Origin of the sequence: Spongiibacter taiwanensis (genome assembly GCF_023702635.1) — a bacterium.
GTDB lineage: Bacteria > Pseudomonadota > Gammaproteobacteria > Pseudomonadales > Spongiibacteraceae > Spongiibacter > Spongiibacter taiwanensis.
Genome location: NZ_CP098455.1, coordinates 1,639,650 through 1,664,342, shown reverse-complemented (window position 1 = coordinate 1,664,342; position 24,693 = coordinate 1,639,650). Strand labels below are relative to the sequence as shown.

15 protein-coding genes and 5 tRNA genes are annotated in these 24,693 nt (G+C 56.0%); 18 read left to right on the top strand and 2 right to left on the bottom strand.

The features are described from left to right. Window positions 1-1,012 precede the first annotated feature (1,012 nt). Together fusA and NCG89_RS07705 are read right to left on the bottom strand one after the other, a co-directional pair. On the bottom strand, window positions 1,013-3,097 hold the full coding sequence (gene fusA, locus NCG89_RS07710; RefSeq protein WP_251089173.1) for an elongation factor G: 2,085 nt from the start codon (window positions 3,095-3,097) through the stop codon (window positions 1,013-1,015). 453 nt (window positions 3,098-3,550) lie between these two features. Further along, entirely contained in the window at window positions 3,551-5,881 is a 2,331-nt protein-coding gene (locus NCG89_RS07705) for a TonB-dependent receptor (protein ID WP_251089363.1), read from the bottom strand. Window positions 5,882-6,460: 579 nt separating this feature from the next. Between NCG89_RS07705 and NCG89_RS07700 the strand changes: the two genes are divergently transcribed. The 18 genes from NCG89_RS07700 to rpoC all read left to right on the top strand — a co-directional run bounded on the left by NCG89_RS07700 (window position 6,461) and on the right by rpoC (window position 24,545). Then, the gene (locus NCG89_RS07700) at window positions 6,461-8,017 is read left to right on the top strand and encodes an acyl-CoA synthetase (protein ID WP_251089172.1); all 1,557 of its coding nucleotides are present in this window, start codon (window positions 6,461-6,463) and stop codon (window positions 8,015-8,017) included. An 87-nt stretch (window positions 8,018-8,104) separates the two neighbouring features. Next, a complete protein-coding gene (gene birA, locus NCG89_RS07695) occupies window positions 8,105-9,076 on the top strand; it encodes a bifunctional biotin--[acetyl-CoA-carboxylase] ligase/biotin operon repressor BirA (RefSeq protein WP_251089171.1) in 972 nt (323 codons plus the stop codon). Next, on the top strand, window positions 9,076-9,828 hold the full coding sequence (locus NCG89_RS07690) for a type III pantothenate kinase (protein WP_251089170.1): 753 nt from the start codon (window positions 9,076-9,078) through the stop codon (window positions 9,826-9,828). Before birA ends, NCG89_RS07690 begins: the two co-directional genes overlap by 1 nt. Then, on the top strand, window positions 9,829-10,554 hold the full coding sequence (locus NCG89_RS07685; protein WP_251089169.1) for an SPOR domain-containing protein: 726 nt from the start codon (window positions 9,829-9,831) through the stop codon (window positions 10,552-10,554). Window positions 10,555-10,590: 36 nt separating this feature from the next. Beyond that, a tRNA-Thr gene (locus tag NCG89_RS07680) sits at window positions 10,591-10,666 on the top strand. 93 nt (window positions 10,667-10,759) lie between these two features. Then, window positions 10,760-10,843: transfer RNA gene (locus NCG89_RS07675), tRNA-Tyr, on the top strand. A 38-nt stretch (window positions 10,844-10,881) separates the two neighbouring features. Then, a tRNA-Gly gene (locus tag NCG89_RS07670) sits at window positions 10,882-10,955 on the top strand. Window positions 10,956-10,984: 29 nt separating this feature from the next. Further along, window positions 10,985-11,060: transfer RNA gene (locus NCG89_RS07665), tRNA-Thr, on the top strand. Between the two features lie 84 nt (window positions 11,061-11,144). Then, window positions 11,145-12,368: an elongation factor Tu gene (gene tuf, locus NCG89_RS07660; RefSeq protein WP_251089157.1), complete on the top strand. Its 1,224-nt coding sequence runs from the start codon at window positions 11,145-11,147 to the stop codon at window positions 12,366-12,368. Window positions 12,369-12,414: 46 nt separating this feature from the next. Further along, window positions 12,415-12,490 (top strand) — tRNA-Trp (locus tag NCG89_RS07655). A gap of 70 nt (window positions 12,491-12,560) precedes the next feature. Beyond that, entirely contained in the window at window positions 12,561-12,926 is a 366-nt protein-coding gene (gene secE, locus NCG89_RS07650) for a preprotein translocase subunit SecE (RefSeq protein ID WP_251089168.1), read from the top strand. Between the two features lie 10 nt (window positions 12,927-12,936). Continuing rightward, a complete protein-coding gene (gene nusG / locus NCG89_RS07645) occupies window positions 12,937-13,467 on the top strand; it encodes a transcription termination/antitermination protein NusG (RefSeq protein WP_251089167.1) in 531 nt (176 codons plus the stop codon). A gap of 141 nt (window positions 13,468-13,608) precedes the next feature. Beyond that, window positions 13,609-14,040 carry a 50S ribosomal protein L11 gene (rplK, locus tag NCG89_RS07640; RefSeq protein WP_251089166.1) on the top strand — a complete coding sequence of 144 codons (432 nt, stop codon included), beginning with the start codon at window positions 13,609-13,611 and terminating at the stop codon, window positions 14,038-14,040. Next, a complete protein-coding gene (gene rplA / locus NCG89_RS07635) occupies window positions 14,040-14,735 on the top strand; it encodes a 50S ribosomal protein L1 (RefSeq protein ID WP_251089165.1) in 696 nt (231 codons plus the stop codon). Before rplK ends, rplA begins: the two co-directional genes overlap by 1 nt. 298 nt (window positions 14,736-15,033) lie before the next feature. After that, the gene (gene rplJ / locus NCG89_RS07630; RefSeq protein WP_251089164.1) at window positions 15,034-15,561 is read left to right on the top strand and encodes a 50S ribosomal protein L10; all 528 of its coding nucleotides are present in this window, start codon (window positions 15,034-15,036) and stop codon (window positions 15,559-15,561) included. A gap of 58 nt (window positions 15,562-15,619) precedes the next feature. Next, complete coding sequence (gene rplL, locus NCG89_RS07625) at window positions 15,620-16,000, top strand: 50S ribosomal protein L7/L12 (RefSeq protein WP_251089163.1); 381 nt, start codon at window positions 15,620-15,622, stop codon at window positions 15,998-16,000. Between the two features lie 180 nt (window positions 16,001-16,180). Then, window positions 16,181-20,257, top strand: coding sequence for a DNA-directed RNA polymerase subunit beta (rpoB, locus tag NCG89_RS07620; RefSeq protein WP_251089162.1), 4,077 nt, complete (start codon window positions 16,181-16,183; stop codon window positions 20,255-20,257). A 76-nt stretch (window positions 20,258-20,333) separates the two neighbouring features. Further along, window positions 20,334-24,545 carry a DNA-directed RNA polymerase subunit beta' gene (rpoC, locus tag NCG89_RS07615; RefSeq protein WP_251089161.1) on the top strand — a complete coding sequence of 1,404 codons (4,212 nt, stop codon included), beginning with the start codon at window positions 20,334-20,336 and terminating at the stop codon, window positions 24,543-24,545. Window positions 24,546-24,693: the final 148 nt, after the last annotated feature.

The following is a 24,693-nucleotide window of genomic DNA, read 5'->3' as shown; positions in this document are numbered from 1 at the left end:
CGCGCCATCCTTGGCGCTCGGGGATACGCCCCGCTTCCGCTGCGCTACAGCGCCCAAATCAGCTCCTGCTGATTTGTCGCCAGGCTTCTAAACTAAAATGCCCTGATCAGTAATGGTCAGGGCATTTTTTATGTGGATTTTAAAGCGCTGGGCAACTGGCGCTGAGAGCCTGCCCCGCGAAGCGCTTTGGGTACCGACGGCAATGGCTCGCGCCACCCCTGGCGCTCGGTCCTGCGGACCGTCTTCGCTGCGCTACGACGCCCAAATCACTCGCTGCGCTCATGGGGCAGGCCCTCGCCAGTACCGAAGGCGGCCCCCTTCTAAATAAATGGCCACAGCACTCCCTGCGGTCGCGGGCCACATTGACACCCCGGTCAGCGTTAGCTGTCCGGGGTTTTTTATTTAGGGCGCGACGACCTTCTGCCACTAAATGCCGGGCTCATGTGAGTCGTGCGCGACCCCGGAACCGATGTTCCGCAGGAACCGGTTTGGACGCCGTAGCGCAGCGAAGGCGCCCCGCAGGGGTGGCGATCGCTGATCGCCATCAATGTAGGTCATCTATCAAGCCTCCGTCCCTTCCACCAGGCTCTGCCCTAAGGCAATGGGCTCGCGCCACCCCTGGCGCTCGCTCCTAGGGGCCGTCTTCGCTCCGCCACGATGCCCAAATCACTCGCTGCGCTCATCGGACAGGCTCAACAAGGCCGAAGGCTGTCCAATTCTTATAAATGGTCAAAGCGTTCCATGCCGTTGCTGTCCACACTGACATCCGTTAAGCACCAGATGTGCTCAAAATGGTGATTATCCTCGGTCAAAAATTTGATCGTTAACTATCCTGCGCCAATACTTTGCGTCTCCCGTCTCCCGTCTCCCGTCTCCCGTCTCCCGTCTCCCGTCTCCCGTCTCCCGTCTCCCGTCTCCCGTCTCCCGTCTCCCCCCGACGCATTTCCAATAGACGAAAAAAAGCCCCGCTGGCATCGCCAGCGGGGCTTCGCGTCAGACTTAGGCGACTAACTTACTTAGCGGCCTTCTTCTCTTTCTCTTTAGCAATGACGGCTTCTGCCACATTAGCTGGGCAGGGCGCGTAATGGGAGAACTCCATAGAGAACTGGCCCCGGCCAGAGGTCATGGTGCGCAGAGTACTGATATAACCGAACATTTCTGACAGTGGCACATCGGCTTTTACGCGAACACCGGTGGCGTTGGGTTCCTGACCGGAGATCATGCCGCGACGACGGTTCAGGTCACCGATGACATCACCAACGTGATCCTCGGGGCTGAAGACGTCCACTTTCATGATGGGTTCCAGCAGCTGCGGACCGGCTTTCGGCATGGTTTGACGAAATGCGCCTTTGGCGGCGATTTCGAAGGCGATAGCCGATGAGTCAACAGCGTGGTAAGCACCGTCGTGCAGGTTGATGGCAACGTCCAGTACCGGGAAGCCTGCCAGCGGGCCGGTGCCCATCATGGACTTAAAGCCTTTCTCAATAGCGGGGAAGAATTCCTTGGGAACGTTACCGCCCACCACTGTTGAGGTGAAAGTGAAGCCCGTGTTGGGTTCGCCGGGTTTGATGGTGTAGTCGATTTTACCGTACTGACCGGAACCACCAGACTGCTTCTTGTGGGTGTAGCTGTCTTCCACTTCCTGGGAGATGGTTTCGCGGTAAGCCACCTGGGGCTGACCAACGACCAGCTCAACGCCGTAGGTACGCTTGAGGATGTCGACTTTAATATCCAGGTGCAGTTCACCCATACCTTTCAGGATGGTTTCACCAGAGTCTTCATCAGTTTCGACGCGGAAGGTCGGGTCTTCTGCCACCATCTTGCCGATGGCGATACCCATTTTCTCGGTCGAGCCCTTGTCTTTCGGTGCAACCGCAATGGAGATAACAGGCTCTGGGAACACCATGGCTTCCAGAGTACAGGGGTGGTCTTCGCTACACAGAGTGTGACCGGTCTGTACGTTCTTCATGCCGATGATGGCGATGATGTCGCCTGCAGTTGCGTGAGTCAGTTCGTTACGCTCGTCCGCCTGCATTTCACACATCCGGCCGACGCGTTCAGTCTTGCCGGTGAATGAGTTGAGGATGGTGTCGCCTTTGTTCAGCTGTCCGGAGTAAATCCGTACGAAGGTCAGGGCGCCAAAGCGGTCGTCCATGATCTTGAATGCCAGAGCGCGGAAGGGCTCGTCTGGGGAAACCGTGGCGTATTTGCCAGTGGGGTTGCCTTCTTCGTCGGTCAGCGGCTGCGGGTTAACCTCAGTCGGGCTGGGCAGGTAGTCTACGACCGCGTCCAACAGCAGTTGCATGCCTTTGTTTTTAAAGGCAGAGCCACAGTAGGTCGGGAAGAAGTTCAGGTGCAGTGTGCCCTTGCGGATGCAGCGTTTGAGGTCGTCGATGGAGGGCTCTTCGCCGTCCATGTAGGCCATCATCAGGTCGTCGTCCATTTCCACGGCAGTTTCGACCAGCATTTCGCGATAGGTTTCGACATCGTCTTCCATATCGGCGGGCACGTCTTTAACTTCGTAGTTTTCGGGCTGGCCAGAATCGTCCCAGACGTAAGCTTTGCGGGTGAGCAGGTCGACTACACCGACAAACTCATCTTCGCGACCAATTGGCAGGGTCATGATCAGCGGGTTGGCGCCCAGCACCTTTTTGACCTGCTCGGTGACGCGCAGGAAGTCGGCGCCAACGCGGTCCAGCTTGTTAACGAAAATCAGACGGGAAACTTTAGAGTCGTTCGCGTAGCGCCAGTTGGTTTCGGACTGGGGCTCAACGCCGCCGGAACCACAGAATACGCCGATACCGCCGTCCAGTACTTTCAGTGAACGGTAAACTTCCACGGTGAAGTCAACGTGTCCGGGGGTGTCGATAACGTTCAGGCGGTGGCGATTCCACTCACAGGTAACGGCTGCAGACTGGATAGTAATGCCGCGCTCGGCTTCCTGCTCCATAAAGTCAGTGGTGGATTCCCCTTCGTGAACCTCACCAATTTTGTGGATTTTACCGGTCAGCTTGAGAATACGCTCGGTAGTGGTGGTTTTGCCGGCATCAACGTGGGCGAAAATACCGATGTTGCGGTAGAAGGATAGGTCTGTCATGGCGCTCTCTAAATAAGCTGGGTTAAAAAATAGGCCGCTACAATATAGAAATTGGAGAAAAATTTCTCCTCCAATTTGGCGTATCGCCCATTTTAGCGACGGATTTTTACAAAATTGCCTAAAAAACTGTCCGCCAGAATCGTGGGGCGCCAGCGCGGCGGGTTAGCAGGCAGAGAAATAGGTGGTTAATTCGGATTCGGGACTGGCCTCCGGCGCCTTTTATGGGCCGTCAGCCTCATAGCCTCGGCCTCTCGAGGCCAGGGCAGGCGTTGGCCAGCGTTTTACCAGCCTTAATTAAACCCCCTTTATGGGAAGCGCACTGTATGCCCTGGTTCTGCCTTGTCCAGCAGAAAGCTGCGGCATTTGGTTGTGAGCGGCGTCGGCCTGCCAGGCGTCTGGGGATCACGCTCTGCGCCGCGCAAGAAGGACTGCGCCGGCTCCCGCAGCCCTTGGTCAGAAATTCCAGCTGACTTCTACGCCGTAACTTCGAGGTTCACCAGCGATATATTCGTCAAAGCCGAAGCTTGCCTGCAGATTGAGAGCGTAGACGTGGTACTCCTTGTCGAGCAGATTTTTGCCCCACATTGAAATGCTATAGCTGCCATCATTGGTGTACCAGCCGAGCCGGCCGTTTAGCAGCCAATAGGCGTCTTGGCGGATTTCGTCGTAGCCGTATTGGTCGTTATAGGCGCTGAACCATTGCTCGTCTTGGTAGCTAGTGTTCGCGTTGACGCTGAGATAGCCTGAGTCGGTGACCAGTAGGTCATAATCGACTGAAAGGTTGAAGTTGATTTTGGGCGCCGAGATCAGCTCATTGCCCGATAAGTCGACCTGGTCGCTTGGGTCGCCGAGGGTCTCGGTGTTGGCGAGTGTAAGCTCGGAATATTCCGTTTGAAGATAACCCAGGCCCACTTGAAAGGTCAGTCGTTCAGTCGCTCGCAGCCATAGCTCTGTTTCCAGGCCGGCGATGCTCGAGGCGCCAGCGTTTTCCAGAAAGTTGGAAATGCCAACAACATTAATAAATTGCTGGTCAGTGTAGTCGTAATAAAATGCCGCAGTGTTTAGGCGCATTTGCCCATTGAGCAAATCTGCCTTGGCACCAATTTCATAGGCGGTAATGTATTCAGGCGCGGCGTAGGCCGTGGCCAGCGGCCTTTCCTCGTAATACACGCCACCATTAAAGCTGCCGGCTCGGTAGCCCCGGCTGATGCTGGTGTATACCATCCATGATTCATCAAAGCGGTAATCGGCCCCGATTTTTCCGGTCCACTCCTTTTCTTTCGCGTTGAGCTCTGGGGCTGAGTCCAGGGTGAACGGGCCATGGGTGTAGCCCCCGGCAGTAACGGCGGTAACGGAGCTGGGGTTGGCAATAATATCCACTAGTGCCCCAGGCGATAGGGGGATGCGCAGCCAACCATTGTCAACGCCGGTGCTATTGCCGGGTAGCCAGGTGCCGACGGGGGTGCCGTCATCGCGGTAACGAGACAGGTTCAGGTAGGGCATGGTGTTGCGGTCTTGGGTATACCTCAAGCCAATATCAATACCGAAGGCGGCGGTGACATCAAAACGCAATTGGGTGTATGCGGCGGCGCTTTCCTTCTCGGTGCTCATGCGCTGGATGATCTCGCCTACGTCTAGCAGAAAGGGGGCGTCGCTGGCAGCATCGGGTTTGGCGATAACAACCCGAGGGTCGGGCAGGTCCCGGAAGATGTAATACGCATTCTGCATGTACAGCTCCTCATAGCCGTAATACAGGCCGGCAATAAAATTAAAGCGGCCCTCCAGGTTAGAGGTGATGCGGAGGTCTTGGCTGTAGCTTTGAGAGTCTGAGGCCCAAATAATTTCTAGCAAGCCCGTCGGGCCGCCGTCGGTATCTTGCTCTTGATAATAATCGGCATCCAGAAAAGCACTCACGGAAGTGAGCGTATAATTGTCCGCATTGTAGTTCAGGGTCAGCACGGCAAGGTCAGTGTGTGTGGTCAGTGCGCCAGATCTGTTGGCCTCGGTTTCATGGAAGTCCAGGTTTTGAGGTCGGTCGTAACCCGTGTAATTGATATAGCCAGTGCCATTGGGGTCTAGGCCTCTGACGTCGGTTCGGCCCATTCCTTTTGGGGTGGTGCTGCTGCCGTCGCTTTTTGCAGATGAAAGCTTTAGTGCTGCGTCCCAGCGATCATTGATGAGCCAGTTGAGAGCCACTCGCCCGCCGCGAAAGTCGCTTTCCGCGCCGTTTCTGCTCTGTCCTTTAATCTCCATCCACCCGTCATGCTTTTTCAGGCTGCCGGATGCGCGCAGTGACAATGAGCCTGGGACCAGTTCTGTCTCTGCCGCGGCTTCCAGTGAGTGGGCGTTGAAGCTGCCTATTCCGGCTTTGATATATTGGCGCGCTTCGCCGTCAAAACCGGGGGTGCGGGTAATGATGTTGATGGCGCCGCCGGTGGTGTTTTTTCCGTACAACGTGCCTTGCGGGCCTCGCAAAACTTCAAGCCGCTCGACATCGAAAAAATTGGCACCGTGGCTGTAGGTCGGGCCCAGATAGGCTTCATCAACATAGACGCCTATCGGGCTTGCCTGATTGGAACTGTAATCCGACATGCTGACGCCGCGAATGGCAAATATCGGTTGAACTTCGCCGTAAGCACCACTGACTTGCATGTTGGGCACCTGGGCGCCGATATCATTGGCATTATCAAATCCCAGTTTTTCCAGTGCGTCTCCGCCAAGGCCTGTGACAGCAACAGGGATGTCCTGCGTGCTTTGGCTGCGCTTTTGAGCGGTAACCAACACCTCTTCCAGCATTGGAGTGGCGAGTAGAGAATGAGATAGGAGAAGCGATGCTGTTGCCAGGATGTAGTGTCGGAGGTGCAAATGCGGGCTGCGTGTCATTGGTTTGGCTTACCTCGATATTGTTGTAATGAAGGGGGCTACCTGACGCGATCCGTTACGGTAGTGAAATTCGTTTTGGCAAGTTATGGCCGGATGTGAGAGATGGCTGGTCGTTTTGGTCAATAGATTGAAACCGGTGAGTGCCTCTTCCAGCCGTCGGTGTTGCGGCATTTGTTGCGGTAGTGCGCGTCGCCGAGCTGGCTGGTGGCGGCTTTTATTTGGGCGAGGAGATAGGAATGGCGTTGGGGAATTAGTCGCAGGGCTTTGTGGAGATAGCTCAGAAAGCGGCAGCTTCTCGGCTTGCTCTGGCGATTAGCCAAACCACCCGGCCCGGGTCAGATCTACCTTCAAGTTCAGGTGCGGTATACCCAGTTTCTTCCCAGCAGGCGAACAAATACTGTTATATTTTTTGACCTGAATGGGCCGTGGCGGGAGGGGCCGCCTGGTGCCCGTCGATCAATGATAATAAAGGAAGCGCAGATGCAATATACCTCCCAGCAATCCCAAACCCTTGAACCGACTGGCTATGCGGAGTGGTTTCGGCGCCGCGCGGCGCGGGCCCCGGAGCGATCGGCGTTGAGCTTTAAAGGGCAGACCTGGAGCTACGGCGAGATGCAGCACGAGATCGAGCGGCTGTCGACGGTGTTTGACAGTCGTGGGATCGGCAAGGGTGATCGCATTGCCTATCTCGGTTTGAACAACCCGGTCACCTTGTTTGCCGGCTTTGCAGCGGCTCGCGTTGGCGCGATTCTCGTGCCGCTCAACTTCCGGCTAGCGGTCGCAGAGCTGGTGGCGATTATTGAAGATGCGGGTGCGGCGGCGGTGATTGCTGATGCCCACTACGCCAGGGCGCTTTCCTCGGCACAGAATCAGCTTCCCTGTGAGCACTTCTTCACCTTTGGGGATGATTGCGACGGCTGGTTGCGCTTGGAGCCGCTGTTATCCGCCGTTGGTGCAATTGTGCCAGCGCTGGATTGTATGCCGGACGATATTGTCACTCTGATGTACACCTCGGGTACAACGGGTGTGCCCAAGGGGGTGATGATCAGCCATCGCAATATCTGGGTGAATAATATGAACTGGGTGCTGACCAGTGACTTCACCTCCAAGGATGTCACGGTGGTCTGCGCCCCGCTGTTTCATGTTGGCGGCCTGTGCGTGGTCTTGTTGGTGACCCTGTTTGTTGGCGGGCATCTGGTACTGCAGGAGAGTTTTGATCCCGCCCTGTACCTGCGAGATATGGAGGAATATCGCGCCACGGTTTCCTTTGCGGTGCCTGCCATGTTGTTGTTTTCGAGCCAGCATGACGACTTTGCCCAAGCGGATCTTTCGGCCATGCGGTTAATTGTGGCCGGCGGGGCGCCGGTGCCTGAGCCGCTGTTGAAAACCTACGCTGCCAGGTCCATACCCATCAGTCAGTGCTATGGCATGACCGAGGCCACGGCAGGGTTGACCTTTCTTGAGACCGAGCGGGGCCAGTCAAAGCTGGGTTCGTGTGGTCGAGCAGGTCCTTTAAATGAGGTGAAGCTAATCGACGCTTCGGGTGCGCGTATTACCGAACCTGGAGTGAAGGGCGAGTTGTGCGCTCGAGGAGGCAATATAACCTGCGGGTATTGGAATCAGCCTGATGCAACCAAGGCTGCCCTTGATGCAGAAGGCTGGTATCGAACCGGTGATGGCGCCTATTTCGACAGCGAGGGGTTCTACTATATATGCGACCGCATAAAGGACATGATTATCAGCGGCGGTGAGAATATTTACCCGGCGGAAATTGAAGGGCTGCTGTATGAGCATGCGGATATCGCCGAAGTCGCCGTGATTGGTGCGCCAGATGAGAAGTGGGGTGAAAAAGCCGTCGTCGTAGCGGCCTTGCAGCCTGGTGCGACACTGGATTTAACGGCTGTTGTGGCGTTTTTGGAGCCCAAGTTGGCGCGCTACAAATTGCCGAAGGTGCTAGAGCTGGTTGATGCCTTGCCTCGAAACGCGAATGGCAAGGTGGTGAAAACGGCCTTGCGGGCGCGTTTTGGTAAGGCGTGACGGGCCCGGACAAGCAATGAGTGACGGATATGTCAGGGCGGCGCCGCTTTGCTATTATCCCCGACGTTACGGTTGGGGGTGGGCTGAGTGGCTGACAACAAATTAATTGAATTGCTGGCAGATGGCGAATTTCATTCCGGTGAAGAGGTGGGCGCACTGCTTGGCGTCAGCCGCACGGCGGTCTGGAAGCAGGTCAAAAAATTGGAATCGCTCGGCCTGGCGCTGGAAAGCAAAAAGGGGCGGGGGTATCGCGTCGTTGACGGCTTGAGCTTACTCAGTGCAGATGCAATCAGGAGCGCGCTGCCTGCAGGTGTGTCTGAATCATTGCCGGTGCTGGATATTTTCCAGGTGGTGGACTCGACCAATACCGTGGCCGCAGCCAATGCTCCTGGTGTGCCGGGCTATCGCTACTTGTGTCTGGCGGAGCAGCAAACCGCCGGCCGGGGGCGGCGCGGGCGAGTTTGGCAAAGCCCCTTCGGTCGCAATGTTTACCTGTCGTTGGTGTGGCAGTTCTCCTCCGGTGCGGCCGCCCTCGAGGGCTTGAGTCTGTCTATTGGGGTGGCGGTGGTTCGCGCTCTGCGCGATGCCGGTGCCGGGGAGGCTCAGCTGAAATGGCCCAACGATGTCTTGTATCACGGTAAAAAAATTGCCGGAATCCTGTTGGAAATGCAGGGCGACCCGGCGGGTATCTGCCAGGTCATTATTGGCGTTGGCGTTAATCTGGATTTGCGTGGCGCCAGCACCGCCGAGATTGGTCAGCCGTGGAATGACCTTTATTCCGTGGTGGGAAAGGTGGATCGCAATCGGTTTGTGGCTCTGCTGGTGACTCATCTTATCAACGTACTTGAGGAATTCTCTCGCTCGGGGTTTGCCCAGTTGCGGGAGGAATGGGGGGCTCTCGATGCCTATCGCGGTCAGGAAGTGGCTATTCACCTGGGGGAGCAGATGCTGATTGGTTGCGCTCAGGGGGTGGATGAGAGTGGCGGGCTCAAGGTGGATATCGACGGCAGTCAGCGGGTTTTTCGCGGCGGCGAGATTAGCCTGCGGAGTATGGGGTAGTGCCTTCTTCTATAAGTCGGCTGGAGCTGGATGTCGGCAATAGCGCAATCAAATGGCGCAGCATGGCGGGGGCGAACCGCCTCAACGGTGGCCGGGTCAGTGATTTCAACGAACTTGCGGTGCTCGCCCCGGATACCTCGCTCATTTGGGTGGCGTCGGTCGCAAATGATGCGCGCAACCAGGCGCTGCGGGGGCTCTTTGAGTCCCGCGGTGCCAAAGTGCAGTTTGCCCAGTCGGCCTCCTCCCAGGCTGGTGTGCGCAGCGCTTATGCTGATGTCGCGCGTATGGGCGTTGATCGATGGCTGGCCATGTTGGCAGCCTATAACGAATGTCAGCGGGCTTGCGTGGTCATCGATGCGGGTTCAGCGTTGACCATCGATTTAGTCGATACGGGCGGGCAGCACCTTGGTGGCTACATCATCCCTGGTGCAAATATGATGTTACAGGCCTTAGCTCAAAACACTGGCCGGGTGCGCTTCGATTTGGAAGATCTTCCCAGTGACAAACCCGGAGTCAGCACCGAAGAGTGCGTTCATCACGGTAAGTGGCTGGCCTTGGTGGGCGCGGTTCAGCGCGTCTTGGCTGAGGCGGCACACCGTTGGCGGCAAGATTTTTCGGTTGTTGTCGCCGGGGGGGATGGCGCTCAAATCGCCGCGTTGGTGGGGCAGGCGGCGAGCGAGTGGCTGATCCGGCCGGAGTTGGTGATGGACGGCCTTTTTTTTGCGATGGCAGACAATTGGGGTGCACCCTAAATGCGTTGGTTTTTTGCGTTGCTGATTCTGGCAAATATTGGTTTTTACTTCTGGCGGGCATCAGAGGGCGGTGGGCCGCCGGAGGTCGCCGGGGTGGGTGTGGCGGCTGAGGGGCAGCCGATTGTATTGCTGTCTGAGGTTGAGCTGCCGGATGGTGGTGTTGGCGCAGGGGCGCCCGAAAGCCTGCTAAGTGCATCCTCCGGGAGCTCGCCAGATGGCGGGGCAGAAGACGTGGCGCCGGTTGCGGCGGAGTGCTGGACCGCGGGTCCTTATCCGACTTTGGCGGCAGCTCGACTCGCCGCCGATGGCCCGGGCGATTTGAAAATTCGGGGAAAGGAGCTTAGTCGATCGGTAGAGTATTGGGTGTATCTCGGTGTGTATGAAAGCTATGCGGTGGCCAATGCTGAGCATCAGCAGCTGCGCAAGAAAAAGATAGACAGCTTCGTCATTCGCAACGGCCCGCTGGAAAATGCGGTTTCCCTCGGCTTGTTTAGCGACCCAGATCGGGCAGAAGTGCAGGCCAAGCGTATGCGGCAGAAGGGCTACGACGCCAAGGTGCGTAAGCTTGAGCAGCGCGATATCACCTACTGGCTTTCCCTTGAGGGGGTGCCTGGTTCGCCTGGTTGGGAGGCTGCTTATAGTCAATTGATTGATAAGAAAAATGCTGAAATTTCGGTAGAGAAAAAAAGCTGTAATCTCGTTGCGTCTTGGGGTGAGTTCGACTAGAATGCCCGCCTCGTTTGAAAGCGACGTGATTTCTGCGCTGGCGTAGCTCAGTTGGTAGAGCAGCTGACTTGTAATCAGCCGGTCGGGGGTTCGACTCCTCTCGCCAGCTCCAATCACTCCGCTTGCAGCTCAAAAGAATTGAAGTGCTTGTTGGTAATTTATTGACAAGTTATTGAGCGCTAAGCAAAATGTTTCGCTTTTTTGTGGTGGGGTTCCCGAGTGGCCAAAGGGATCAGACTGTAAATCTGACGCGCAAGCTTCGGTGGTTCGAATCCACCCCCCACCACCACTACTTGCTGAAATAGTGCCGGCGAAAAAGTTTTTTTAGCGGGTATAGTTCAATGGTAGAACCTCAGCCTTCCAAGCTGATGGTGCGGGTTCGATTCCCGCTACCCGCTCCAGTTTGCGCTGGCTGTTAAACGATTGCGGTGCTCATATAGCTCAGTCGGTAGAGCACTTCCTTGGTAAGGAAGAGGTCACCGGTTCAAGTCCGGTTATGAGCTCCATTATTTATGGCGACAAAAGCCGAGTGGTCGGCTTTTGTCTTTTTGTAGTGACTAGACGAAAAGGTCCGCTAGGAGACTGTCGCAATGGCAAAGGAAAAGTTTGAACGTAGTAAGCCCCACGTCAACGTGGGCACCATTGGTCACGTTGACCATGGTAAGACCACTCTGACAGCAGCGCTGACCCGTGTTTGCGCAGAAGTGTTTGGTGGTACCGCGGTCGCGTTTGACGGTATCGACAACGCCCCTGAAGAGAAAGCGCGTGGTATCACCATTGCGACTTCTCACGTTGAATACGATTCCCACGAGCGTCACTACGCCCACGTAGACTGCCCCGGACACGCCGACTACGTTAAGAACATGATCACTGGTGCGGCCCAGATGGACGGCGCGATCCTGGTATGTGGTGCCACTGACGGTCCAATGCCCCAGACGCGTGAGCACATCCTGCTGTCTCGTCAGGTAGGCGTACCTTACATTGTTGTGTTCCTGAACAAAGCTGACCTGCTGGCAGAAGACTGCGGCGGCGTGGGCACTGAAGAATACAACGAGATGCTCGAGCTGGTTGAAATGGAGCTGCGTGAGCTGCTCGACACTTACGACTTCCCTGGTGATGACACCCCGATCATTCCTGGTTCAGCCCTGATGGCCCTGAACGGCGAAGACGACAACGAGCTGGGTACTACCGCGGTTAAGAAACTGGTTCAGGCGCTGGATACTTACATCCCTGAGCCCGAGCGCGCGATCGACCAGCCCTTCCTGATGCCAATCGAAGACGTATTCTCTATCTCTGGTCGCGGTACCGTAGTAACCGGCCGTGTAGAGCGTGGCATTCTGAAGACTGGCGACGAAATCGAGATCGTGGGTATTCACGCCACCACCAAAACCACCTGTACCGGTGTTGAAATGTTCCGCAAGCTGCTGGACGAAGGCCGTGCTGGTGAGAACGTCGGTGTGCTGCTGCGTGGTACCAAGCGTGACGAAGTTGAGCGTGGTCAGGTTCTGTGTAAGCCTGGCTCAATCAAGCCTCACACTCGTTTCGAAGCAGAGGTTTACGTACTGTCTAAAGAAGAAGGTGGTCGTCACACCCCGTTCTTTAAAGGCTACCGTCCTCAGTTCTACTTCCGTACCACTGACGTAACGGGTGCGTGTGAGCTGCCGGAAGGTACTGAAATGGTAATGCCTGGCGACAACGTCAAGATGGATGTAACGCTGATTGCACCTATCGCGATGGAAGAAGGTCTGCGCTTCGCGATTCGCGAAGGTGGCCGTACTGTTGGCGCCGGTGTTGTCGCTAAAATCGTCGAGTAATTCGATATTTTGAGCAATTATGCCGACCTTTTGGGTCGGCAACTGTAGGCCAGTAGTTCAATTGGTAGAGCACCGGTCTCCAAAACCGGGGGTTGGGGGTTCGAGTCCCTCCTGGCCTGCCACTTACGTAGACACCGCTTCGCAGACGCGAAGTGGTGTTTTGCGCTTAGCAAAAAGGATATGGTCGGATCAATGGTAGCTAAGGCGGAAGACGCTGGTCGGCTTGACGGTCTCAAATGGCTGGTGGTGTTGCTGCTGGTGGCGGCAGGTATCGGCGGTAATATTTATTTCTCTGGCGAGTCGCTGCTGTATCGGGTGTTGGCTCTGTTGGCGCTGGCGGGTGTTGCCGGATTTATTGCTTCGCTCACTGTTAAAGGTGCGGCATTTGTTGCGTTGTTGAAAGGCGCGCGCACCGAGATTCGCAAGGTGGTCTGGCCAACACGCCAGGAGAGTACGCAAACAACCCTGATTGTTGTGGCATTTGTCTTGATTGCCGCTTTGATCCTGTGGGGCTTGGACTCTCTGCTGGGTTGGCTGGCCTCGATGGTAATCGGCTAGAGGTGGGGTGATGGCAAAGCGTTGGTATGTAGTACATGCCTACTCCGGGTATGAGAAAAAAGTTGCTTCGGCACTGAAAGAGCGAATCGTCCTTTCTGGTCTTGATGAGCGGTTCGGCGAGGTGCTGGTCCCCACTGAAGAGGTGGTGGAGATGCGAGGCGGGCAGAAGCGCAAAAGTGAGCGCAAGTTTTTCCCCGGCTATGTGCTGATCCAGATGGAGCTCGATGACGAGACCTGGCATCTGGTGAAAGAGACTCCTCGGGTCATGGGCTTTATTGGTGGGAAGGCGGACAAGCCAGCCCCCATTACTGAAAAAGAAGCCAACGTTATTCTGCAGCGTGTGGAAAGTGGTGATAAGCCCAAGCCCAAGACGCTGTTCGAGCCCGGCGAAATGGTTCGGGTTATCGATGGCCCCTTCAACGACTTTAATGGCGTTGTTGAAGAAGTGAACTACGAAAAGAACCGTCTGCATGTGGCGGTGCTGATTTTTGGTCGTTCTACCCCGGTCGAATTGGATTTCGGCCAGGTCGAGAAGACTTAAGGCGCTGGATGCTGGGCGGGAGACGGAAAACGCTAAAGCTACAGCGTTCCCCGTCTCCCATCACGCGTTTAGCGGACATAACGGGGAGCCGTTGATAAGTCGCGAGACTTTGAGGCGTTATTACCCAAACAGGAGAAAACAATGGCAAAGAAAATTCAGGCTTATATCAAGCTGCAGGTGGCCGCTGGTGCCGCCAACCCCAGTCCACCGGTTGGTCCCGCTCTGGGTCAGCACGGTGTGAACATCATGGAATTCTGCAAGGCCTTCAATGCTGAAACGCAAAGCATGGAAAAAGGCATGCCGATCCCGGTTGTGATCACAGTTTACTCTGATCGTAGCTTCACTTTTGTGACCAAGACGCCGCCGGCATCTTACCTGCTCAAGCAGGCTGCAGGTGTTAAGAGCGGCTCTGGTACCCCCAACACCAAGAAAGTGGGCAAGGTGACCCGTGCCCAGCTGGAAGAGATCGCCACCCTGAAAATGCCCGACCTGACTGCGGCAGATATGGATGCGGCTGTTCGTACTATTGCTGGTAGCGCCCGTGCTGCCGGTATCGAAGTGGAGGGTGTGTAATGGCTAAGCTGAGCAAGCGCCAAAAGGCAATTCGTGAAAAGCTGGTTCCCGGCAAAACATACTCTGTCGCTGAAGCTGTTGCCCTGCTGAAAGAGGTTTCTACTGTGAAATTTTCTGAAGCGGTTGATGTTGCCGTTAACTTGGGTGTTGATGCGCGTAAATCCGACCAGGCTGTTCGCGGTGCGACCACGTTGCCCCACGGCACCGGTAAAGAAGTGCGCGTTGCGGTGTTCACTCAGGGCGACAACGCCGAGAAAGCCAAGGCTGCTGGTGCTGATTTCGTCGGCATGGAAGATCTGGCCGAGCAAATCAAAGGCGGCATGATGGATTTCGACGTTGTAGTAGCTTCTCCAGATGCGATGCGCGTTGTGGGCCAGTTGGGTCAGGTTCTGGGTCCTCGTGGCCTGATGCCAAACCCTAAAACCGGCACTGTGACTCCCGATGTTGAAACTGCAGTGAAAAATGCCAAGGCTGGTCAGGTTCGTTACCGCACCGACAAAAACGGCATCATTCACGGTGCTATCGGCAGCATCAAGTTTGAAGCCAACGCGCTGCAAGAAAACCTGGAAGCGCTGCTTTCAGATCTGAAGCGCGCCAAGCCCTCTTCAGCCAAAGGCGTTTACCTGAAGAAAATCACGCTGTCCTCCACCATGGGGCCCGGCCTGGTAATCGATCAGAGCAGCCTGTCGGCGTAATTGTTATTGGTCGGCGCTGCCATTGGTAGCGCTGGCTTTGAATTTCGGGGTGGCAGTATCGCTCCGAAAGCTTTGGGGTCTTTGACATTGACCTGCTGTGTCAAGAAACAAAGGCCATCAAAGACCGTAGGTGGAGAAATGCCTGAAAGGGTTGATTTCCTTAATAGGTGTGTCGCTTTGGCGACCTTACCGGCACCGACCTACGCAGATGGTGGAACGGATTTGTTCACCAAGTAAGGGTTCGCGCGGAAACGCACGGATTTACGGTAATTAACTGACAAATCCAGGAGTTATCCAAGTGGCATTAAGACTCGAAGACAAGAAAGCAATTGTTGCTGGTGTTAACGAGACTGCCGTAAGTGCATTGTCGCTGGTTATTGCTGACGCCCGTGGGTGTTCGGTAAGCCAGATGACAGAGCTCCGCAAGCAAGCCCGTGCGGCGAATGTGGATGTGCGCGTTGTGCGTAACACATTGGCCAAGCTGGCTCTGAAGGGTACTGATTTTGAGTGCGCTGAGACGGCCTTTAAAGGTCCCTCTCTGTTGGCGTTCTCGATGGAAGATCCCGGTGCTGCGGCGCGTATCTTTAAAGATTTTGCGAAAGACCACAAAAACTTTGAAGTAAAAGCACTGGCGGTAAGTGGCCAATTGATGGGTGCAGACCAACTGGACGTTCTGGCCAAGCTGCCGACCCGCGAGCAAGCACTGTCCATGCTGATGAGTGTGATGCAAGCGCCGGTAACCAAGCTGGTTCGTACCATGAACGAAGTGCCTGGCAAATTGGTTCGTACACTGGCCGCAGTTCGCGATCAGAAAGAAGCTGCTTAATCGCAGCATTTGTTAACGGTTTTTATTTTTTAGTACTGACACAGTAGGGAGTTTTAACATGGCTCTGTCAAAAGACGACATTCTGAATGCAATCGCTGAAATGAGCGTGATGGACATCGTAGAGTTGATCTCTGCAATGGAAGAAAAATTCGGCGTTTCTGCCGCTGCTGCTGTAGCCGCTGCACCTGTTGCCGCTGCTGCTGACGCTGGTGCTGCCGCTGAAGAGCAAACTGAGTTCGACGTTGTTCTGACCAGCGCTGGTGAGAAGAAAGTTAACGTCATCAAAGCAGTTCGCGCCATCACTGGCCTGGGTCTGAAAGAAGCAAAAGAAATGGTAGATGGCGCGCCTTCTACTGTTAAAGAAGCTGCTTCTAAAGACGATGCAGAAAAAGCGAAGAAAGAGCTGGAAGAAGCTGGCGCAAGCGTCGAGCTCAAGTAAGTTGCTTGTTGACCGGCGACGGTCAATCTCAAGCGAGGCTGGCGGGTTTTCCCGCCGGCCTTTCGCTGTTTGAGAATTTTCGGTTGGGTTAAGTCCTGACCCGTGGCAGCCGCGTGTTGCTGCACTAACGATGCTTACGCCGATTGCGTCTGCGTCAGGTAATGATGCTGGGGAGTACTGATGGCTTACTCGTACACAGAGAAAAAACGTATCCGCAAGGACTTTGGCAAGATGCCGCACGTCATGGACGTGCCCTTCCTCCTTGCGATCCAGTTGGATTCCTACAAGAAGTTTACGCAGCAGGGTGTGCCCGCTGCCGAACGTGGTGAGCATGGCCTGCATGCCGCGTTTAAATCAATATTCCCAATCGTCAGTTACTCCGGCAATGCTGCGCTGGAGTATGTGGATTACGTTCTGGGTGCTCCCGCTTTTGATGTGAGCGAGTGCCAGCTGCGGGGAGTAACCTACTCCGTGCCCCTGCGGGTAAAAGTTCGGCTGATCATTTACGACAAGGATTCAGCGAACAAAAGCATCAAAGATATCAAAGAGCAAGAAGTGTACATGGGCGAGATTCCGCTCATGACCGAGAACGGCACGTTTGTGATCAACGGCACCGAGCGGGTTATTGTTTCCCAGCTGCATCGCTCGCCAGGTGTTTTCTTTGATCACGACCGCGGCAAGACCCACTCTTCAGGCAAGCTGCTGTACTCCGCCCGGGTGATTCCTTACCGCGGTTCCTGGTTGGACTTTGAGTTCGACCCCAAGGACCTGGTCTACGTCCGTATCGACCGTCGTCGTAAGCTGCCGGCGACCATTCTGCTGCGCGCTCTGGGTATGACTGCCGAGGAAGTGTTGGGTGTGTTCTTCGACGTGAACACCTTCAAGCTGTCCGATAAAGGCGGTTTTACCATTGAGCTGATTCCCGAGCGTCTGCGCGGTGAAGTGGCGACCTTCGATATTTGTGGTAAAGACGGCGAGGTTATCGTTGAGACCGGTCGCCGTATTACTGCTCGTCATATCCGCCAGTTGGAGAAATCCAACCTGAAGGAACTGGAAGTGCCGGTCGAGTACCTGATCGGTCGCTCTCTGGCAAAAGACATCATTGATACCAAAACCGGTGAGCTGCTGTTCAACTGCAACACAGAAATCACCGCCGAAATCCTCGAGACCTTGTCTGAGGCAGGCGTTTCTGAAATCGAAACCTTGTACACCAATGAACTGGATTGCGGTCCGTTCATCAGTGAGACCCTGCGCATTGACCCCACTGCTAGCGAGTTGGAAGCGCTGGTGGAAATCTACCGGATGATGCGCCCCGGCGAGCCGCCGACCAAAGAGTCTGCTGAAAACCTGTTCCAGAACCTGTTCTTCTCTGCAGAGCGCTACGACCTCTCTGCCGTTGGCCGGATGAAGTTCAACCGCCGTCTGCACCGTGAAGAGATTGAAGGGGCCGGCACGCTGGACAAAGACGATATCGTTGCCGTGCTGAAAACGCTGGTGGATATCCGTAACGGTAAAGGTGTGGTCGACGATATCGATCACCTGGGTAACCGCCGTATCCGCTCGGTGGGCGAAATGGCCGAAAACCAGTTCCGCGTGGGTCTGGTTCGGGTGGAGCGCGCCGTTAAAGAGCGTTTGTCCATGGCTGAAAGCGAAGGCCTGATGCCTCAGGATTTGATCAATGCCAAGCCGGTGGCTGCTGCGGTGAAAGAGTTCTTTGGCTCTTCTCAGCTGTCCCAGTTTATGGACCAGAACAACCCGCTGTCGGAAATCACTCACAAGCGTCGTGTTTCCGCGCTTGGGCCGGGCGGTCTGACCCGTGAGCGTGCGGGCTTTGAGGTACGTGACGTACACCCCACCCACTACGGTCGGGTCTGTCCTATCGAGACGCCTGAAGGGCCGAACATCGGTCTGATCAACTCGCTGGCAACTTACGCGCGTACCAATGAATACGGTTTCCTCGAGAGCCCCTACCGCAAAGTTATCGATGGCAAGGTCACCGATGAAATCGAGTATCTGTCGGCTATTAACGAGGCCGAGCAGGTAATCGCCCAGGCGTCTGCGGTGATGAACGACAAGGGCGAACTGACCGACGAGATGGTTGCGGTTCGTCACATGAACGAATTCACCGTAATGCCGCCAGAAAAAGTGACCTACATGGATGTATCGCCCAAGCAGGTGGTCTCCGTCGCAGCGTCACTGATTCCCTTCTTGGAGCACGATGATGCTAACCGGGCACTGATGGGCTCGAACATGCAGCGTCAGGCGGTGCCGACTCTGCGTGCCGACAAGCCGCTGGTAGGGACTGGTTTTGAGCGTTATGTGGCTTCCGACTCCGGTGTGTGTGTGGTTGCCCGCCGCAGTGGTGTGATCGACAGCGTCGACTCTTCGCGCATTGTTGTGCGGGTGAACAACGACGAGGTTCAGGTCGGTCAGCCGCCGGTTGATATCTACAACCTGACCAAGTACACCCGCTCTAACCAGAACACCTGTATCAACCAGCGTCCGATTGTGCGCGAAGGTGATACGGTTGAGCGCGGCGATATCATGGCGGATGGCCCGTCAGTTGACCTGGGTGAATTGGCCCTGGGGCAAAACATGCGTATCGCCTTCATGCCCTGGAATGGTTACAACTTTGAGGACTCCATTCTGGTGTCCGAGCGGGTTGTTCAGGAGGATCGCTTCACCACCATTCACATTCAGGAACTGACCTGTATTGCCCGTGACACCAAGCTGGGGCCCGAGGAAATCTCCGCGGATATTCCTAATGTTGGTGAAGGCGCGCTGGCGAATCTGGATGAATCCGGCATTGTTTATATCGGTGCAGAAGTGGGCCCCGGCGACATTCTGGTCGGCAAAGTTACGCCAAAGGGCGAAACTCAGCTGACACCGGAAGAAAAGCTGCTGCGCGCTATCTTCGGTGAAAAGGCTTCTGACGTTAAAGATACCTCCCTGCGGGTGCCCTCCAGCACCAAGGGTACGGTCATCGATATTCAGGTGTTCACCCGTGATGGCCTGGAAAAAGACAAGCGTGCCCTCGAAATCGAGAAGATGCAGCTCGACCAGTTCCGTAAGGACCTGAACGAAGAGTACCGCATCGTCGAAGAGGCAACCTACGCTCACCTGGCGCGTTCACTGAAAGGCCAGAAGGCCCTGAGTGGCCCCGGTGTGAAGAAAGGCGATGCTCTGTCTGACGCACAAATGGATGCTTTGAAGAAGGATGATTGGTTCAAGCTGCGTATGGAAGAGGAGGGTCTCAACGCCCTGCTGGACGATGCGGAGAAGCAGCTGGCCGCTCACCGCAAGAGCCTGGAAGAGCGCTTTGAAGACAAGAAGCGCAAGCTGACCACTGGCGATGATCTGGCCCCTGGTGTGCTGAAAATCGTCAAGGTTTACCTGGCGATCAAGCGTCGCATTCAGCCCGGTGACAAAATGGCAGGTCGTCACGGTAACAAGGGTGTTATCTCGGTCATCATGCCGGTTGAAGACATGCCCTTCGACGAAAACGGTGAGCCGGTGGACATCGTGCTGAACCCGCTGGGTGTACCCTCGCGGATGAACGTTGGTCAGATTCTGGAAACCCACCTGGGCCTCGCAGCCAAAGGGCTGGGTCGTAAGATCAATGACATGCTGACGCAGCAGCGTGCAGTGGCCGAAGTTCGCAACTTCCTGGGCGAAATTTACAACGACGGCGCAGGTCGGAAAGAAGAGCTGGATAGCTTCAGCGATGCTGAAATTGTCGAGCTGGCCAGCAATTTGCGCGGCGGCGTGCCCATGGCAACTCAGGTGTTTGATGGCGCCGATGAGGGTGAAATCAAGAAGCTGCTCAGCTTGGCCGAGCTGCCGGAGAGTGGTCAGTTGAAGCTGTATGACGGCCGTACCGGGATGGAGTTCGACCGTCCGGTGACCGTGGGCTACATGTACATGCTCAAGCTGAACCACCTGGTTGACGACAAAATGCACGCGCGTTCTACCGGATCGTACAGCCTGGTTACCCAGCAGCCGTTGGGTGGTAAGGCCCAGTTCGGTGGCCAGCGTTTCGGGGAAATGGAGGTCTGGGCGCTGGAAGCTTACGGTGCCGCCTATACCCTGCAAGAGATGCTGACCGTCAAGTCGGACGACGTGAACGGTCGTACCAAGATGTACAAAAACATTGTTGATGGTGACCAGCGGATGGAGCCGGGCATGCCCGAGTCTTTCAACGTACTGGTTAAAGAAATCCGCTCCCTCGGTATCAATATCGAGCTGGACACGGAATAACACCCACAACATTTGGCAAGGGGCGCCGACTTGAAAAAGTGCGGCGCCTGATTAAACCCCTTGCGGAGGAACGGCCTTGAAAGATTTATTGAATCTATTGAAACAGGGACAGCAGACCGACGAATTCGACTCTATTCGGATTGGTCTGGCGTCACCGGAGCTGATTCGCTCCTGGTCATTCGGCGAAGTGAAAAAGCCGGAAACCATCAACTATCGTACCTTCAAGCCCGAGCGGGACGGTTTGTTCTGCGCCAAGATTTTTGGCCCGGTGAAAGACTATGAGTGCTTGTGCGGTAAGTACAAGCGCCTGAAGCACCGCGGCGTAATCTGTGAAAAATGTGGTGTTGAAGTCGCGCTGGCCAAAGTGCGTCGGGAGCGCATGGGCCACATTGAGCTGGCCAGCCCCGTCGCTCACATCTGGTTCCTGAAGTCGCTGCCCAGCCGGATTGGTTTGCTGCTGGATATGACCCTGCGGGATATCGAGCGCATTCTCTACTTCGAATCCTATGTGGTGACTGACCCCGGCATGACGACGCTGGAAAAGGGTCAGCTGCTGAGCGACGAGCAATACTTCGACGCCATGGAAGAATTCGGTGATGACTTCGTTGCCAAAATGGGTGCCGAAGCCATCATGCACCTGTTGATGGAGCTGGACCTGAACGAAGAGATTAACCGTCTTCGTGAAGAGGTGCCTGCCACCAACAGCGAAACCAAAATCAAGAAGCTGTCCAAGCGCCTGAAGCTGATCGAAGCGCTGGCCGATTCCGGTAATAAGCCCGAGTGGATGATCATGAAGGTGCTGCCGGTACTGCCACCGGACCTGCGTCCGCTGGTGCCGCTCGATGGTGGTCGTTTTGCCACCTCCGACCTGAACGATCTGTATCGTCGGGTGATCAACCGGAACAATCGTCTTAAGCGTCTGCTCGATCTGAACGCTCCTGACATTATCGTGCGCAACGAAAAGCGTATGCTGCAGGAGTCGGTGGATGCACTGCTGGATAACGGCCGCCGCGGCCGCGCCATTACCGGTTCCAACAAGCGTCCGCTGAAGTCGCTGGCTGACATGATCAAAGGTAAGCAGGGCCGCTTCCGTCAGAACCTGCTGGGTAAGCGCGTCGACTACTCTGGTCGTTCGGTTATCGTGGTGGGTCCGACCCTGCGTCTGCACCAGTGCGGTCTGCCCAAGAAGATGGCTCTCGAGCTGTTCAAGCCCTTTATCTTCGGCAAGCTGGAAGCCCGCGGTCTGGCGACCACTATTAAAGCCGCCAAGAAAATGGTTGAGCGCGAGCCGCCAGAAGTGTGGGATATCCTGGCTGAGGTCATTCGCGAACACCCCGTGTTGCTGAACCGGGCGCCGACCCTTCACCGCCTGGGTATTCAGGCCTTTGAGCCCGTGTTGATTGAAGGTAAGGCTATTCAGCTGCACCCCCTGGTGTGTGCGGCCTACAACGCCGACTTCGACGGTGACCAGATGGCGGTCCACGTGCCGCTGACCCTGGAAGCCCAGCTCGAAGCCCGTGCTTTGATGATGTCGACCAACAACATCCTGTCGCCTGCCAACGGCGAGCCCATCATTGTTCCCTCCCAGGACGTGGTATTGGGTCTGTACTGGATGACCCGCGCCCGGGTGAATGCTCCCGGCGAGACCATGGCTTTTGCCAACCCTGAAGAAGTGCACCGCGCCTACGTCACTGGTCGCGCGCACCTGCAAGCGCGCATTAAGTGCCGCCTGCACCAGGTAAGCTTTGATGAAAACGGCGAGCGCAGCGAGACCCGCTCCGTAGTGGATACCACAGTGGGTCGTGTGCTGCTGTGGAGAATCGTGCCAGAGGGTCTGCCATTCTCCATGGTTAACCAGACCATGACCAAAAAGGCGATCTCCCGCCTGCTGAACGAGTGCTACCGCCAGGTCGGCTTGAAAGCCACGGTTATTCTGGGTGACCAGCTGATGTACACCGGTTTTGAGTATTCCACTCGCTCCGGTGCCTCCATCGGTGTTAACGATTTTGAAATTCCCGAAGCCAAGGCCAAGATCGTGGCTGCGGCGGATGCCGAAGTGGTCGAGATCGAGAAGCAGTATGCCTCTGGTCTGGTTACCCAGGGTGAGAAATACAACAAGGTGATCGACATTTGGTCTCGCGCCAACGACCTGGTTTCCAAGTCGATGATGGAGGGGCTGTCCAAAGAGTCGGTTATCAACCGCGATGGCGAAGAGGAAGAGCAGGACTCTTTCAACTCCGTTTACATCTATGCCGACTCCGGCGCACGGGGTTCACCGGCCCAGATTCGTCAGTTGGCGGGTATGCGGGGTCTGATGGCCAAGCCGGATGGCTCGATCATCGAAACGCCCATTACCGCGAACTTCCGTGAAGGTCTGAACGTACTGCAGTACTTCATCTCGACTCACGGCGCGCGTAAAGGTCTGGCTGATACCGCATTGAAAACCGCGAACTCGGGTTACCTGACCCGTCGTCTGGTCGATGTGGCCCAGGATGTGGTGATCACCCAGGACGACTGTGGTACGGATCAAGGTCTGTTGATGACCCCGGTTATCGAAGGTGGTGACATCATCGAGACCCTGGGTGACCGCGTGCTGGGTCGTATCGTCGCCAAAGATGTGCTGGTGCCCGGCTCCGATGACCTGGCCGTTGCCGCTGGTGTGATGCTGGACGAAAAGTGGGTAACCACTCTGGAAGAGATGGGTATCGATGAGATCGAAGTGCGCTCGCCGATTACCTGTAACACTCGCCACGGTGTGTGTTCCATGTGCTACGGCCGGGACCTGGCGCGCGGGCACCTGGTTAACCGCGGTGAATCGGTCGGTGTTATTGCTGCCCAGTCCATCGGTGAGCCCGGTACTCAGCTGACCATGCGGACCTTCCACATCGGTGGTGCGGCTTCTCGGGCCACTGCCGTGGACAGCGTACAGGTTAAGCAAGACGGTAAGGTTCGTCTGCACAAACTGAAATATGTTGAGCGTGAAGATGGCTTCCTGGTAGCAGTAAGCCGCTCAGGTGAGCTGGCGGTGACCGATGCCAACGGCCGTGAGCGCGAGCGCTACAAGCTGCCCTATGGCGCCATCATTAAAGTGGCGGACCGCGCCGAAGTGAAGGCCGGCACCATCGTGGCGACCTGGGACCCTCACACTCACCCCATCGTGACGGAAGTGGCAGGTATCGTGAAGATGTCTGGCATGGAAGAGGGGATTACCGTTAAGCGTCAAACTGACGAGCTGACTGGCTTGAGCAGTATTTCGGTGATGGAGCAGTCCGAGCGCCCGGCAGCGGGTAAGGATATGCGTCCGGCGATCACCCTGGTTGATAAGCAAGGTGAGGAGCTGTGCCTGGCGGGTACCAACGTACCGGCGCACTATTTCCTTTCCGACCTGGCAATCGTGTCTCTGGAGAACGGTGCCGAGGTGAAGGTAGGTGACATCATCGCCCGTATCCCGCAAGAGAGCTCCAAGACTCGGGATATCACCGGTGGTCTGCCGCGGGTTGCCGATCTGTTTGAGGCGCGGAAGCCGAAAGAGCCGGCCATTCTGGCTGAAATCTCCGGTACCGTGAGCTTCGGTAAAGAAACCAAGGGCAAGCGTCGCCTGGTGATCACGCCTGCCGATGGCAAGCCATTGGCTGATGGCAGCGATCACTACGAAGTGCTGATTCCCAAGTGGCGCCAGCTCACCGTGTTCGAAGGTGAACAGGTAGAGAAGGGTGAGATCGTTTCCGAAGGTCCGCTGAGCCCCCACGATATCCTGCGCTTGAAGGGTGTTGAGGAGCTTGCCAAGTACATCGTTAACGAAATTCAGGACGTTTACCGCCTGCAGGGTGTAAAGATCAACGATAAGCACATCGAAGTGATCTGTCGCCAGATGCTGCGCAAGGTCAATATCCTGGCCGCCGGTGACTCCTCCTTCATCAAGGGCGAGCAGGCCGAGTACGTACGGGTCGAGGAAGAAAACGAAATGTTGGTTGCCGCCGACAAGATCGTGGCCTCCTACGAGCGTGAGCTGCTGGGTATCACCAAGGCATCGCTGGCGACTGAGTCCTTCATCTCTGCGGCCTCCTTCCAGGAGACCACCCGGGTGCTGACCGAGGCTGCCGTGACCGGCAAGCGCGATCACCTGCGTGGCCTGAAAGAGAACGTGGTTGTTGGTCGTCTGATTCCGGCGGGTACCGGTCTGGCTTACCACAAAGAGCGCAAGCTGAAGCGGGAAGAGGCGGCGCCTAGCGTGTCTGCCCAGGACGTCGAAGCGGCGTTGACTGAGGCCCTGAGCGAAAATAATTGAGTGAAAGGGCCTAGCGGCCCGGCCTCTCTTGACGGGAGGGGAGCGCGTCTTTAGAATTCGCGCTCCTCTTTTTCTATATACTGCCGAGTCGTGTCGGCGGTGCAGTGGTCATCACTGGTGTGCTGGCCTTTTGTTTTGGAGTTTATTA

What these genes read in the sequence shown, in the direction of transcription:
- fusA (WP_251089173.1), bottom strand. Translation starts at nt 3,097, where the DNA reads ATGACAGACCTATCCTTCTACCGCAACATCGGTATTTTCGCCCACGTT.
- NCG89_RS07700 (WP_251089172.1), top strand. Translation starts at nt 6,461, where the DNA reads ATGCAATATACCTCCCAGCAATCCCAAACCCTTGAACCGACTGGCTAT.
- NCG89_RS07685 (WP_251089169.1), top strand. Translation starts at nt 9,829, where the DNA reads ATGCGTTGGTTTTTTGCGTTGCTGATTCTGGCAAATATTGGTTTTTAC.
- tuf (WP_251089157.1), top strand. Translation starts at nt 11,145, where the DNA reads ATGGCAAAGGAAAAGTTTGAACGTAGTAAGCCCCACGTCAACGTGGGC.
- secE (WP_251089168.1), top strand. Translation starts at nt 12,561, where the DNA reads ATGGTAGCTAAGGCGGAAGACGCTGGTCGGCTTGACGGTCTCAAATGG.
- nusG (WP_251089167.1), top strand. Translation starts at nt 12,937, where the DNA reads ATGGCAAAGCGTTGGTATGTAGTACATGCCTACTCCGGGTATGAGAAA.
- rplK (WP_251089166.1), top strand. Translation starts at nt 13,609, where the DNA reads ATGGCAAAGAAAATTCAGGCTTATATCAAGCTGCAGGTGGCCGCTGGT.
- rplA (WP_251089165.1), top strand. Translation starts at nt 14,040, where the DNA reads ATGGCTAAGCTGAGCAAGCGCCAAAAGGCAATTCGTGAAAAGCTGGTT.
- rplL (WP_251089163.1), top strand. Translation starts at nt 15,620, where the DNA reads ATGGCTCTGTCAAAAGACGACATTCTGAATGCAATCGCTGAAATGAGC.
- rpoB (WP_251089162.1), top strand. Translation starts at nt 16,181, where the DNA reads ATGGCTTACTCGTACACAGAGAAAAAACGTATCCGCAAGGACTTTGGC.